Origin of the sequence: Acidovorax delafieldii 2AN (assembly GCF_000175235.1) — a bacterium.
GTDB classification, from domain to species: Bacteria; Pseudomonadota; Gammaproteobacteria; order Burkholderiales; family Burkholderiaceae_C; genus Acidovorax; species Acidovorax delafieldii_B.
Window position 1 is genome coordinate 1 of the sequence record NZ_ACQT01000095.1, and the last position, 13,693, is coordinate 13,693.

A 13,693-nucleotide genomic window follows, 5' to 3' on the forward strand; every position below is an offset into this window, starting at 1 on the left:
GGCGCCGATGCAGGGCCAGAACATTCTCATTCTCGGCCTGGGTGCCTCGGGCATGGCCATGGCGCGCTGGTGCGTGCGCTGCGGCGCGCAGGTCACGGTGGCCGACACGCGCGAGGCACCGCCGCAACTGGCCGCGCTGCAGAAGGAGCTGCCACAGGTGCGGTTCGTGGCAGGTGCGTTCGGCGCCCATCTGGTGGAAGGGCAGGGCTTGCACGGCGTGTACCGCTCGCCGGGTCTGAGTCCTGACACGATTGCTCCTGTATTGGTAGCTGCCAGTGCAATAGGCGTAGCCACTGGCGGTGAATTGACCCTCTATTCCATGGCCTTGGCCACCCTGCAGGCGGCCCACGGGTATGCGCCCGCCGTGTTGGCCATCACCGGCACCAATGGCAAGACCACCGTGACGTCGCTGACCGGGCAACTGGTTGAACGCGCCGGCAAGACCGTGGCGGTGGCCGGCAACATCGGCCCCACGCTGCTGGACACACTGGCAGCGCACATCGATGCCGGCACGCTGCCCCAGGTCTGGGTGCTGGAACTCTCGAGCTTCCAGCTCGACGGCGTGCTGGGCTTCGAGCCCACCGCCGCCGCGGTGCTCAACATCACGCAAGACCACCTGGACTGGCACGGCGACATGCAGGCCTATGCCGGCGCCAAGGCCCGCATCTTTGGCGAGCGGGGGGTGATGGTGCTCAACCGGGAAGACCCTGCCGTGATGGCGCTGCTGCCGCCACCTGCACGCCCCAAGGCCGCGGCGTCCGCCGTTGGCGGCGACGCGCACGCGGTGGCCGGCGCCGCACGAGCACCCGAGCCCGCACGCAGCAGGTTCCAGAAGCCGCAGCAGCGCGCGCACATCACCTTCGGCGGTGACATGCCGCGCCGCCCCGGCGATTTCGGTATCGAAATGGTCAGCGGCATGGCGTGGCTGGTGCGGGCCCACGAGTCTGATGAGACCCGCAAGCGCGGCCGCCCGGCCGATGAAGACCTGCACGTCCAGCGCCTGATGCCCGCTGACGCCCTGCGCATCCGGGGGGCGCCACAACGCCATCAACGCCCTGGCCGCGATGGCCCTGGCCTGCGAGGCCGGATGCCCGCTGGCCCCCATGCTGTATGGGCTGCGCGAATACCGGGGCGAGCCGCACCGCGTGGAACCCATCGGTGTCGTGGCGGGCGTGGAATATTTCGACGACAGCAAGGGCACCAATGTGGGCGCCACGGTGGCGGCACTGACGGGCCTGGGCGCCGACCGCCGGCTCGTTGTCATTCTGGGTGGCGAAGGCAAGGGCCAGGACTTTTCTCCGCTGGCGGGGCCGGTGGCGCGGTATGCACGCGTCGTGGTCCTGATGGGCCGGGATGCCCCCCTGATCCGCGCCGCCCTGCAGGATGCGGGCGTGCCGCTGGTCGATGCGCAGACGCTGCCGCAGGCCGTCCAGCTGGCAGCGCAGCGCGCCCACGCGGGCGATGCGGTGCTGCTGTCGCCCGCCTGCGCCAGCTTCGACATGTTCCGGGACTACGCGCACCGTGCCCAGGTGTTTTGTGATGCCGTGCGCGACCTGGCGCACGATGCCGGGCATGAACTGGGAGGGCTGCAATGACCACGGCGTCCAGTGCATGGCAGCGGGCCTCGGCCTGGCTGGCGGGGCTTTCCGGCAAGGCGGCCGACGTGCTGCCCGTGCGCGTGGGCGGCACCGACTACCGCCAGACCACGTCCACCCCCGCCACTTTGGCGGGCTTTGACCAGGCCCTGGTGTGGGTGGTGGTGGCGCTGCTGGCCTGGGGCCTGGTGATGGTGTATTCGGCGTCGATTGCCATGCCTGACAACCCCCGTTTCGGCAAGATCGCGTCCACCCATTTCCTCATGCGCCATGTCTTTGCGCTGGTCGTGGGGTTTGTGGCGGCGTTGCTGGCGTTCCAGGTGTCGATGGCCACCTGGGAGCGCGTGGCACCCTGGCTGTTCGTGGTGTCCATCGTGCTGCTGGTGGCGGTGCTGGTGCCGCACGTGGGTACCGTCGTGAATGGAGCCCGCCGCTGGCTGTCGCTGGGCATCATGAATTTTCAGCCCTCCGAGCTGGCGAAGTTTGCGGTGCTGGTCTATGCGTCCGACTACATGGTGCGCAAGATGGACGTGAAAGAGCGCTTCTTCCGCGCCGTGCTGCCCATGGGGGCCGCCGTGGCGGTGCTGGGCGTGCTGCTGCTGGCCGAGCCGGACATGGGCGCCTTCATGGTGATCGCCGTGATTGCCATGGGCATCCTGTTCCTCGGGGGCGTGAACGCCCGCATGTTCTTCCTGATCGCCGCCGTGCTGGTGTTCGCGTTCTCCATGATGGTCATGATGAGCGAGTGGCGCCGCGAGCGCATCTTCGCCTACCTGAACCCTTGGGACGAAAAGCATGCGCTGGGCAAGGGCTACCAGCTCTCGCACTCGCTCATTGCCATCGGCCGCGGCGAGATCTTCGGCGTGGGGCTGGGAGGCAGCGTCGAGAAACTGCATTGGCTACCCGAAGCGCATACCGATTTTCTGGTGGCGGTGATCGGCGAGGAATTCGGGCTGATCGGTGTGCTCACGCTCATCGTGCTGTTCCTCTGGCTCACGCGCCGCATCATGCACATCGGCCGGCAGGCCATCGCGCTGGATCGCGTGTTCGCCGGGCTGGTGGCGCAGGGCGTGGCCATCTGGATGGGGTTCCAGGCCTTCATCAACATGGGCGTGAATCTGGGCGCCTTGCCAACCAAGGGGCTCACGCTGCCGCTGATGAGCTTTGGTGGTTCGGCCATCCTGATGAACCTGGTGGCGCTCGCCGTGGTTCTGCGGGTCGATTATGAGAACAAGTTACTCATGAGGGGCGGCCGCGTATGACGCAGAAAACCGCCCTCATCATGGCTGGCGGCACCGGCGGCCATATCTTCCCGGGGCTGGCCGTGGCCGAAGAGCTGCGCGCACGCGGCTGGCGCGTGCACTGGCTGGGTGCGCCCGGCAGCATGGAGTCGCGCATCGTGCCGCAGCATGGCTTTGCGCTGGAACTGATCGATTTCTCGGGCGTGCGCGGCAAGGGGCTGGCCACGCTGGCACTGCTGCCCCTGCGCCTGCTGCGCGCCTTCTGGCAGGCGTTGCAGGTGGTGCGGCGCGTCCAGCCCGATGTATTGGTGGGCCTGGGCGGCTACATCACCTTCCCCGGCGGGATGATGGGCGTGCTGTGCGGCAAGCCGCTGGTGCTGCACGAACAGAACTCGGTGGCCGGCATGGCCAATAAGGTCCTTGCCGGTGTGGCCGACCGGGTGTTCACCGCGTTTCCGAACGTATTCAAAAACGGGCAATGGGTGGGCAACCCCCTGCGCGCCGCATTCACGCGGCAACCCGGCCCCGCTGAGCGCTTTGCCGGCCGCGCCGGCCCGCTGCGACTGCTGGTGGTGGGCGGCAGTTTGGGTGCCCGGGCGCTGAACGAGATCGTGCCGCAGGCCCTGGCCCTGATTCCGCCAGAGCAGCGCCCCGTGGTCACGCACCAGAGTGGCGCGACCCAGATCGATGCGCTGCGTGCCAACTACGCCGCGGCGGGCGTGCAGGCCGAGCTGACGCCCTTCATCGAGGACACCGCCAGTGCCTTTGCCGCGGCCGACCTTATCGTCTGCCGCGCCGGGGCCAGCACCGTGACCGAGATCGCCGCCGTGGGCGCGGCCGCTGTCTTCGTTCCGTTCCCGTCGGCCGTGGACGACCACCAGACCACCAATGCCCGCTTCCTCGTCGATGCGGGGGGCGGATGGCTCGTGCAGCAGCGCGACCTGTCGCCCGAAGGGTTGGCACAGATGCTATTGAAAACAGAGCGCGTCGCGCTCATCGAGCGGGCGCTGAAAGCCAAAAACATGCAAAAAGTCAACGCCACCCGCGAGGTGGTGACCGCGTGCGAGGAGCTGGCCGCATGAAACACGCCATCCACCACATCCATTTCGTCGGTATCGGCGGGTCCGGCATGAGCGGCATCGCCGAAGTGCTGTTCAACCTGGGCTACCGGGTCTCGGGTTCGGACCTGGCCGACAGCGCCACGCTGCGCCGCCTGCAGGGCCTGGGCATCCAGACCTGCATCGGCCACGCGGCCGCGCACATTGCGGGGGCGGATGCCGTGGTCACCTCCACGGCCGTTACGGGCGACAACCCCGAGGTGCTGGCCGCACGCGAGAAGAAGATCCCCGTGGTGCCCCGCGCGCTCATGCTGGCCGAACTCATGCGTCTCAAGCAGGGCATTGCCATTGCGGGCACGCATGGCAAGACCACCACCACCAGCCTCGTGACCAGCGTGCTGGCCGAGGCCGGGCTGGATCCCACCTTCGTGATCGGCGGGCGGCTGAACAGCGCGGGCGCCAACGCCAAGCTGGGCAGCGGCGACTACATCGTGGTCGAGGCCGACGAGTCCGACGCATCGTTCCTGAACCTGCTGCCCGTGATGGCCGTGGTCACCAACATCGATGCCGACCACATGGAAACCTATGGGCACGACTTCGGCCGGCTCAAGAAGGCGTTCGTCGATTTCCTGCACCGCATGCCGTTCTACGGCACCGCCATCCTGTGTGTCGACAGCCCTGCGGTGCGCGACATCCTGCCCAGCGTGACCTGCCCTGTCACCAGCTACGGCTTTTCCGAGGACGCCCAGGTGCGCGCCATCAACGTGCGGGCCGAGGCGGGCCAGATGCGCTTCACCGTGCAGCGGCGCAACGGCGTCACGCTGCCCGACATGGAGGTGGTGCTCAACCTGGCCGGCGAGCACAACGTCCTCAACGCCCTGTCGGCCATTGCGGTGGCGGTGGAACTCAACATCCCCGACGAGGCGGTGCTGCGCGCGCTGGCAGGCTTCAAGGGCGTGGGGCGCCGCTTCCAACGCTATGGCGATCTGCCCGCCAAGGGCGGTGGCCACTTCACCGTGATCGACGACTACGGCCACCACCCCGTTGAGATGGCCGCCACGCTGGCGGCGGCGCGCGGCGCCTTTCCGGGGCGGCGTCTGGTGCTGGCTTTCCAGCCGCACCGCTACAGCCGCACGCGCGATTGCTTCGAGGATTTCGTGAAAGTGATCGGCAGTGCCGACGCCGTGCTGCTGACCGAGGTGTACGCCGCCGGCGAGGCGCCCGTGGTGGCGGCCGATGGCCGTTCGCTGGCGCGCGCCCTGCGGGTGGCCGGGCGCGTGGAGCCCGTGTTCGTCGACAACGTGGCCGACATGGTCCAGGTGATTGCCGACAACGCGAAGGATGGCGACGTGGTGATGTGCATGGGCGCTGGCTCCATCGGCGCCGTGCCCGGGAAAGTCGTGGAAATGCTACAAAATAATGAGCTATTGCCGCAAGCAGGGAGAGCGCAGTGAACTCGTTTGGTAAGAATGTCGATGTCCGGACGCTTGGCAAGGTTGCCGTGCTGATGGGCGGTGCTTCGGCCGAGCGCGAGGTGTCGCTGATGTCCGGGGCCGGCGTGCTGCAGGCCCTGCGCTCGCGCGGCGTGGATGCCCATGCCTTTGACCCCGCAGAGCGCGATCTGGGTGAGCTGCGCCGCGAAGGCTTTGCGCGCTGCTTCATTGCCCTGCATGGCCGCCATGGCGAAGACGGCACGGTGCAGGGCGCGCTGGAATTGCTGGGCATTCCATACACCGGCCCGGGCGTGATGGCCTCCAGCATGTCGATGGACAAGATCATGACCAAGCGCATCTGGCGCGCCGAGGGGCTGCCCACGCCCGACTGGCGCCTGGTGGCCAGCGTCGAAGAAACCGTGGAGGCCCTGGAGACGCTGGGCGCTCCCATGATCGTGAAGCCCTCGCGCGAGGGCTCGACCATCGGGCTGAGCAAGGTCTTTTCCCCCGACGAGTGTGCGAAGGCCTACGAGCAGGCGTCGCGCTACGACCCCGAGGTGCTGTGCGAGCAGTTCATCGAAGGCGACGAAACCACCTGCCCCGTGCTGGGCGAGGGCGCAGGCGCGCACGCGCTGCCGGTGATCCGCATCGTGGCGCCCCAGGGCAACTACGACTACCAGAACAAGTATTTCACCGACGACACGCAGTACCACTGCCCGAGCGGCCTGCCCGAGGCGCAGGAGCGCGAGATCCAGCGCCTGGTGGTGCAGGCCTTTCGCACGCTGGGCTGCCGGGGCTGGGCGCGGGCCGACATCATGATCCGCGCCTGCGACCGCAAGCCCTTCCTGCTTGAAATCAACACCTCGCCGGGCATGACCGGGCACTCGCTGGTGCCCATGTCGGCGCGTGCCCTGGGCATCAGCTACGAAGACCTGTGCGTGGGCCTGCTGGCCACGGCCACGCTGGACACCCCGCCGGGCGTCACGCTCAGCCCCGCGCAAGGCCAGGCACCGGAGGCCACCGCGCCATGAACCAGTCGCTGCCCGCACCGCTGGACGTCAAGCTCATGAACCTGACCGCGTCGGTCCTGTTCGTGTGCTGCGTCCTGCTGCTGCTGGCGGCCGGTGCGCGCTGGGTGATGCGCTACCCCGGGTTTTCGGTGGCGCGCATCGTGGTGCAGGGCGAGCTTGTGCACAACAACGCCGTGACCTTGCGGGCCAATGTGGCGCCGCAGCTGGTGGGCAATTTCTTCACCATCGACCTGCGGGCCGCGCGCGAGGCGTTCGAGCAGGTGCCCTGGGTGCGCAAGGCGCAGGTGCGGCGCGAATACCCGGGGGGCTTGCGCGTGGTGCTGCAGGAGCACGACGCAGTCGCCTACTGGGGGCCGGATACCGGCTCGGCCATGGTCAACCGCCAGGGCGAGGTGTTTGAGGCCAACGTGGGTGACGTGGAGCAGGAGGGTCTGCCCCGCCTGATGGGCCCGCAGGGCCGCTCGGCCGAGGTGCTGAGGATGTATGGCCTGCTGCAGCCGGTGTTCGAACCGCTGGGCATGGCGGTGGACGAGCTGGAGCTGACGGGCCGCGGTGGCTGGCGCGCCACGCTGGACAGCGATGCCGTGGTGGAACTGGGGGGCGGCACGCCCGAGGAGGTGGTGCAGCGCACGCAGCGCTTCACCCGCACGCTCACGCAAGTGGCGGCGCAATACAAGCGGCGCGCGGATGCGCTGGAGTCGGCCGATCTGCGCCACGCGGGAGGCTATGCGCTGCGACTGCGCGGCGTGACCACGGTGGCGCCCGATGCGGTGGCCGCACGGAAGTAGAAGCGGACAGCAGGCGCGACGGGACAGAACAACGAAGGGCAGACACTGATATGGCAAGAGAATACAAAGACGTGGTGGTGGGGCTGGACATCGGCACGGCCAAAGTCATGGCCGTGGTGGCCGAAGTGCTGCCCAATGGCGAACTCAAGCTCGCAGGCCTGGGCGTGGCCCCGAGCAATGGCCTGAAGCGCGGCGTGGTGGTGAACATCGACGCCACGGTGCAGAGCATCCAGCAGGCGCTGAAAGAGGCAGAGCTGATGGCCGACTGCAAGATCCAGCGCGTCTACACCGGCATCACCGGCAGCCATATCCGGGGCCTCAACTCCAGCGGCATGGTGGCCGTGAAGGACAAGGAGGTCACCGCCGCCGACGTGGCGCGCGTGGTGGAGACGGCCAAGGCCATCAACATCAGCAGCGACCAGCGCCTTCTGCTCGTGGAGCCGCAGGAGTTCGTGATCGATGGGCAGGACGTGAAGGAGCCCATCGGCATGAGCGGCATTCGCCTCGAAGCCAAGATCCACATCGTGACCGGCGCGCAGAGCGCGGCCGAGAACATCATCAAGTGCGTGCGCCGCTGCGGCTTAGAGGTCGAGCAGCTCATGCTCAACCCGCTGGCCAGCAGCCAAGCCGTGCTGACCGACGACGAGCGCGAACTGGGCGTGGTGGTGGTCGATATTGGCGCGGGCACGACCGACGTGGCCATCTTCACCGGTGGCGCGATCCGCCACACGGCGGTAATTCCGATCGCGGGCGACCTCATCACCAGCGACATCGCCATGGCGCTGCGTACGCCCACCAAGGACGCCGAAGACATCAAGGTGGAAAGCGGTTACGCCAAGCAGCTGCTGGCCGACCCCGAAGCCCAGGTGGAAGTGCCCGGCCTGGGTGACCGCAGTCCGCGCATGCTGAGCAAGCAGGCGCTGGCGGGCGTGATCGAGCCCCGCGTGGAAGAAATCTTCTCGCTCGTGCAGCAGGTGGTGCGCGAGTCGGGCTACGAGGAAGTGCTGTCGTCGGGCATCGTGCTCACGGGCGGCAGCTCGGTCATGCCCGGCATGATCGAGTTGGGCGAAGACATCTTTTTGAAGCCCGTGCGCCGCGGCATTCCCAAGTATTCGAGTGCGCTGGCCGACATGGTGGCCCAGCCGCGTGCGGCCACCGTGATGGGGTTGCTCGAGGAGGCGCGCCTGGCGCGGCTGCGCGGCTTCAAGGTGGCGCAAAAGAGCGGGTCCATGAAGACCGCGTTCGGGCGCTTCAAGGATTTCATCGTGGGGAATTTCTGACCATGAGATACCCCCTTTGGCTCGCGCGCGGGAGCCCTCACCGAATGCCCAGCGGGCGATGGCGATGTACAGGACCGCCACGCGCCCCGCAGACCAGCCCCCTTTTATCCCATTGGCAATTGCATACGAATTTAGAAACAGGAGCTCCAACATGACCATCGAAATGATCGAAGCCGAAGAATTCAACCAGGGCACCCAGATCAAGGTGATCGGTGTGGGCGGTGGCGGCAGCAACGCCGTCGAACACATGATTGCCCGCAGCGTGCAGGGCGTGGAGTTCGTCAGCGCCAACACCGATGCGCAGGCCCTGACCCGCAGCTCGGCCCACCGCACCATCCAGCTCGGCCAGAGCGGCCTGGGCGCCGGCAGCAAGCCCGACAAGGGCCGCGAAGCCGCCGAAGCCGCAGTGGACGACATCCGCGCCGCCATCTCGGGCGCGCACATGCTGTTCATCACCGCGGGCATGGGCGGCGGCACGGGCACGGGCGCAGCGCCCGTGATCGCGCGCGTGGCCAAGGAAATGGGCATTCTCACCGTGGGCGTGGTCACCAAGCCGTTCGACTGGGAAGGTGGCCGCCGCATGAGCAATGCCGATAACGGCCTGGCCGAGCTCGAAGCCAATGTCGACTCGCTGATCGTGGTGCTGAACGAAAAGCTGCTCGAAGTGCTGGGCGATGACATCACCCAGGACGAAGCTTTCGCGCACGCCAACGACGTGCTGAAGAACGCCGTGGGCGGTATCGCCGAGATCATCAACGAGTACGGCCATGTGAACGTCGACTTCGAAGACGTGCGCACCGTGATGGGCGAGCCCGGCAAGGCCATGATGGGCACGGCCACCGCCAGCGGCCCCGACCGCGCGCGCATCGCCGCTGAGCAGGCCGTCGCCTGCCCGCTGCTCGAAGGCATTGACCTCTCGGGCGCCAAGGGCGTGCTGGTGCTGGTGACGGCCGCCAAGGGCAGCCTCAAGCTGTCCGAATCGCGCCTGGCCATGAGCACCATCAATGCCTACGCTTCGCCCGATGCCCATGTCATCTACGGCGCCGCCTATGACGACAGCCTGGGCGACGAGATCCGCGTGACCGTGGTAGCCACCGGCCTGTCGCGCCCCAACGCACGTCGCCAGCCCATTTCCGTGGTGCAGGGTGGCCTGCGCACGGGCACCGACAACATGGCCTACCAGATGCCGGTGACCACCGCCGGTGTGATGGGCTCTGCCGTGGGCGTGTCGGGCGGCATGGTGGGCGCGGCGCAGGCCGACTACGGCAGCATGTCGGTGCCCAGCGTGTGGCGCACCAACCGCACGCAGGCGGCTGCCCGCGTGGACGCGCTGTCGTCGGGAGGCATGGACGACCTGGAAATCCCAGCCTTCCTGCGCAAGCAGGCCGATTGATCGAGTCCTTCCCCCGAGCGGCTGCGCCGCTTCCTCTTCTCTTTGCGCGCTGTGCGCTGCGGGAAGGGGGGCGACGCCAGCGCGGCGGAGCGGCCCTTGCGCGGTGTCTCCGGCCTGGAATGCGCCGGGTTCAACCGCGTTTCTCGTGCAATTTGTAGTCTCCGCGAACCGGCGGGCTGTTCTTTCACACGCTCCGGCCGCGGCAACTGAGGCCTTGAGCGGCGCACCTTGCTTGGGTCGTGCCGGTCCCTGCGACTGCGCTTCCTCATGGGTTCGTATCCCCTTGAGCAGCGCCGTCACCGCTCTCTCGCCATGCGGGGCGCCCCTGACGCGTTTGTGGCGGAGCACGTCGGTTTTGGTCACTCCGTTTTCTATCAGGGTCATAGGAACGCGCGGGTGGTTTTTGCAGGGTCGGCCCACTAAAATCTTCAGATGCTCCAGCAACGCACCCTCAAGACGATCACCCGCGCCGTGGGCGTGGGGCTGCACAGTGGCCAGAGGGTCGAATTGACCCTGCGGCCCGCCCAGCCCGACACGGGCATCGTTTTCCGGCGCGTGGATCTGGCGCAGCCCGTGGACATCCCCATCTCGGCCACTGCGGTGACCGACACCCGCATGGCGTCGACCATCGGCACCGGCAACGCCAAGGTGCACACCGTGGAGCACCTCATGTCGGCCTGCGCCGGCCTGGGGATCGATAACCTGTACGTGGACATCACCGCCGAAGAGGTGCCCATTCTTGATGGCTCCTCGGCTTCCTTCGTCTTCTTGCTGCAAAGCGCGGGCATCGAGTTGCAGAACGCCCCGCGCCGGTTCATTCGCGTGACGCGGCCGGTCGAGGTGCGCCAGGGTGAAGGCCCCGCGACCAAATGGGCACGCCTCGCGCCCTACCACGGCTACAAGCTCAGTTTCGAGATCGATTTCGACCACCCGGCGGTCGATTCCACCGGCCAGCGGGTCGAGTTCGACTTGGGGTCAGGCAACTACAGCCGCGACATCGCGCGTGCGCGCACCTTCGGCTTCACGCGCGATGTCGAGATGATGCGGTCCAGCGGCCTGGCCCTCGGTGGGGGCTTGGACAACGCCATCGTGATGGACGACTACAAGGTGCTCAACAGCGAAGGGCTTCGCTATGACGACGAGTTCGTCAAGCACAAGATCCTGGATGCCATGGGTGATCTGTACCTGATCGGCAAACCACTGCTGGCGGCGTACAGCGCCTTCCGTTCCGGCCATGCGATGAACAACCTGCTGCTGCGCGAGCTGCTGGCCCAGCACGATGCCTGGGAAGAAGTGACGTTCGAGGACGAGCGCCAGGCACCCAGCGGGTTCCTGCAACCCCTGCGGGCCTGGTAGGGCAGCGCCGTGCTGCTGTTTCGCTGGCTGGCCATGGTGCTGCTGCTGACGGCAGCGGTTTCCTTCGCGTTCTATGCGGGAACCGGCCAGGCGCGCTACCGGCGCTTCGGTCTGGTGGTGCTGAAGTGGACCCTCATCGCGGCAGTTTTCTTCTTCGCGGTTCTGTTCATCGAGCGGCTGGCCTGAAACGGCGGTGCGCGGCGCCGATTCCCGTGCTGGCCTATACTCGCGCCTGCTCCGGGGTGTGCTGATGCACTGAGATGCGGGGGGCCTGACATGCAGGCCCAGCCGCGAACCCGACGAACTTGATCCGGTTCATACCGGCGGAAGAAGAGCCGACCCCTCCATGCCCCGCGCCAGCTGACTGGCGCGGACGCCATGCCCCAGGTGCCTGTACAACTGCGGGGGAGCAGGTCCATTCCGGAGCAGCCCCGCCACCGGAACCAGGAGACCGCCCCATGAATGCCCCCGAACCTGCCGCCCGCGAGAAATTCGCCGAGCTGCTCGCCCTTACCCGCGAACCGTTTCCCGCCTCGCGCAAGGCCTACATTCCCGGCCAGCTGCATGCGGACCTGCGCGTGCCCGTGCGCGATATTTCCCTCACCAACGGCGAACAGGTGAGTGTGTACGACACTTCCGGCCCCTACACCGACCCGAATGCCGTGATCGACGTGCGCGAGGGTCTGGCCAGCGTGCGCGGTGGCTGGATCACGGGCCGTGGCGATGTAGAGCACTACGAAGGCCGCGCCCCCGTGGCGCTGGACGATGGGCAAAAGAGCGAAGACGCCACCCGCCTCGCCCAACTGCGCACCGAAGCCGCCGCACTGCAGCGCAAGCCCTTGCGTGCCAAGGCGGGCGCCAATGTCACCCAGATGCACTACGCCAGGAAGGGCATCATCACGCCCGAGATGGAGTATGTGGCGATCCGCGAAAACGGCAAGCGCGAATGGATGCAGCAGTACATGGCCGACGCGGGCCGTGAGCAGCGCCTGGTGGGCAATCCCATGGGAGCCAGCATTCCCAAAATCATCACGCCCGAGTTCGTGCGTGACGAGGTGGCGCGCGGCCGCGCCATCATCCCGGCCAACATCAACCACCCCGAGGTGGAGCCGATGGCGATTGGCCGCAACTTCCTGGTCAAGATCAACGCCAACATCGGCAACTCGGCCGTCACGTCAAGCATCGAGGAAGAAGTGGAAAAGCTCGTCTGGGCGATCCGCTGGGGTGCCGACAACGTGATGGACCTGTCCACCGGCAAGAACATCCACACCACGCGCGACTGGATCGTGCGCAACTCGCCCGTGCCCATCGGCACCGTGCCCATCTACCAGGCGCTGGAGAAGGTGGGCGGCATTGCCGAGGATCTGACCTGGGAGATCTTCCGTGACACGCTGGTCGAGCAGGCCGAGCAGGGCGTGGACTACTTCACCATCCACGCCGGCGTGCGCCTGGCCTACATCCACCTCACGGCAGCGCGACGCACGGGCATCGTCTCGCGCGGCGGCTCCATCATGGCCAAATGGTGCATGGCGCACCACCGCGAGAGCTTCCTGTACGAGCACTTCGAGGACATCTGCGACATCATGAAGAGCTACGACGTGGCCTTCAGCCTGGGCGACGGCCTGCGGCCTGGTTGCGCATCGGATGCCAACGACGAGGCGCAGTTCGCCGAGCTGCACACGCTGGGCGAGCTGACCCAGGTGGCCTGGAAGCACGACGTGCAGACCATGATCGAAGGCCCTGGCCACGTGCCCATGCACATGATCCAGGCCAACATGACCGAGCAGCTCAAGACCTGCCATGAGGCGCCGTTCTACACCCTGGGCCCGCTGACCATCGACATCGCCCCAGGCTACGACCACATTGCCAGCGCCATCGGCGCGGCCATGATCGGCTGGATGGGCACGGCCATGCTGTGCTACGTCACGCCCAAGGAACACCTGGGCCTGCCCGACCGTGACGACGTGAAGCAGGGCATCATCGCCTACAAGATCGCCGCGCACGCTGCCGACGTGGCCAAGGGCCATCCGGGCGCCCGCGCGCGCGACGACGCGCTCAGCCAGGCGCGCTTCGACTTCCGCTGGCAGGACCAGTTCAACCTGGGCCTGGACCCCGAGACGGCGCAGGAATACCACGACGAAACGCTGCCCAAGGACGCCTCGAAGGTGGCGCATTTCTGCTCCATGTGCGGGCCGAAGTTCTGCTCGATGAAGATCACGCAGGAAGTGCGCGACTTTGCCGCACAGAAGGGCGTGGCCGAGGCCGAGGCGCTGGCGGCGGGCATGGAAACCAAGGCCGAGGAGTTCCAGCGCGGCGGCGGCAGCCTGTACGTGCCGATCAAGCCCGTCTGAGGTTTGCTATTGAAATAAGAGCTTCCTGCGCTTGCTGCACAAGCGCAAGAAGCTCTTTTTGTTTGAATTTCACCGCTTCAGTGCTCCGAGTACGGACGCAGAGCCAGAGCGAGGGCGAGGGCGAGGGCGAGGGCGAGGGCGAGGGCGAGGGCGAGGGCGAGGGCGAG

Annotated in this window: 10 protein-coding genes, 1 pseudogene and 1 riboswitch; all 11 genes and pseudogenes read left to right on the top strand. The window is 67.1% G+C overall.

Annotated elements, in window-relative coordinates:
* The first annotated feature begins 7 nt into the window (after positions 1-7).
* The 11 genes and pseudogenes from ACDELDRAFT_RS12755 (at position 8) to thiC (ending at position 13,526) form a co-directional block, all read left to right on the top strand.
* A pseudogene (locus ACDELDRAFT_RS12755) lies at positions 8-1,595 on the top strand (Mur ligase family protein).
* Complete coding sequence (gene ftsW, locus ACDELDRAFT_RS12760) at positions 1,592-2,857, top strand: putative lipid II flippase FtsW (protein WP_005797352.1); 1,266 nt, start codon at positions 1,592-1,594, stop codon at positions 2,855-2,857. The pseudogene ACDELDRAFT_RS12755 and the gene ftsW overlap by 4 nt, the downstream one beginning before the upstream one ends.
* Positions 2,854-3,918 carry an undecaprenyldiphospho-muramoylpentapeptide beta-N-acetylglucosaminyltransferase gene (murG, locus tag ACDELDRAFT_RS12765; protein ID WP_005797354.1) on the top strand — a complete coding sequence of 355 codons (1,065 nt, stop codon included), beginning with the start codon at positions 2,854-2,856 and terminating at the stop codon, positions 3,916-3,918. The genes ftsW and murG overlap by 4 nt, the downstream gene beginning before the upstream one ends.
* Positions 3,915-5,348, top strand: coding sequence for a UDP-N-acetylmuramate--L-alanine ligase (gene murC / locus ACDELDRAFT_RS12770; protein ID WP_005797356.1), 1,434 nt, complete (start codon positions 3,915-3,917; stop codon positions 5,346-5,348). Before murG ends, murC begins: the two co-directional genes overlap by 4 nt.
* Positions 5,345-6,358 carry a D-alanine--D-alanine ligase gene (locus ACDELDRAFT_RS12775; RefSeq protein WP_005797358.1) on the top strand — a complete coding sequence of 338 codons (1,014 nt, stop codon included), beginning with the start codon at positions 5,345-5,347 and terminating at the stop codon, positions 6,356-6,358. Before murC ends, ACDELDRAFT_RS12775 begins: the two co-directional genes overlap by 4 nt.
* Positions 6,355-7,146, top strand: coding sequence for a cell division protein FtsQ/DivIB (locus tag ACDELDRAFT_RS12780; RefSeq protein ID WP_005797360.1), 792 nt, complete (start codon positions 6,355-6,357; stop codon positions 7,144-7,146). Before ACDELDRAFT_RS12775 ends, ACDELDRAFT_RS12780 begins: the two co-directional genes overlap by 4 nt.
* 50 nt (positions 7,147-7,196) lie before the next feature.
* On the top strand, positions 7,197-8,426 hold the full coding sequence (gene ftsA / locus ACDELDRAFT_RS12785) for a cell division protein FtsA (protein ID WP_005797361.1): 1,230 nt from the start codon (positions 7,197-7,199) through the stop codon (positions 8,424-8,426).
* A gap of 151 nt (positions 8,427-8,577) precedes the next feature.
* On the top strand, positions 8,578-9,819 hold the full coding sequence (ftsZ, locus tag ACDELDRAFT_RS12790) for a cell division protein FtsZ (RefSeq protein WP_005797363.1): 1,242 nt from the start codon (positions 8,578-8,580) through the stop codon (positions 9,817-9,819).
* A 432-nt stretch (positions 9,820-10,251) separates the two neighbouring features.
* Positions 10,252-11,175 carry a UDP-3-O-acyl-N-acetylglucosamine deacetylase gene (gene lpxC, locus ACDELDRAFT_RS12795; RefSeq protein WP_005797365.1) on the top strand — a complete coding sequence of 308 codons (924 nt, stop codon included), beginning with the start codon at positions 10,252-10,254 and terminating at the stop codon, positions 11,173-11,175.
* A gap of 9 nt (positions 11,176-11,184) precedes the next feature.
* Entirely contained in the window at positions 11,185-11,361 is a 177-nt protein-coding gene (locus ACDELDRAFT_RS25370) for a hypothetical protein (protein ID WP_005797367.1), read from the top strand.
* Positions 11,362-11,403: 42 nt separating this feature from the next.
* Positions 11,404-11,524: riboswitch (TPP riboswitch) on the top strand.
* Between the two features lie 109 nt (positions 11,525-11,633).
* Positions 11,634-13,526: a phosphomethylpyrimidine synthase ThiC gene (thiC, locus tag ACDELDRAFT_RS12800; RefSeq protein WP_005797369.1), complete on the top strand. Its 1,893-nt coding sequence runs from the start codon at positions 11,634-11,636 to the stop codon at positions 13,524-13,526.
* Positions 13,527-13,693 lie beyond the last annotated feature (167 nt).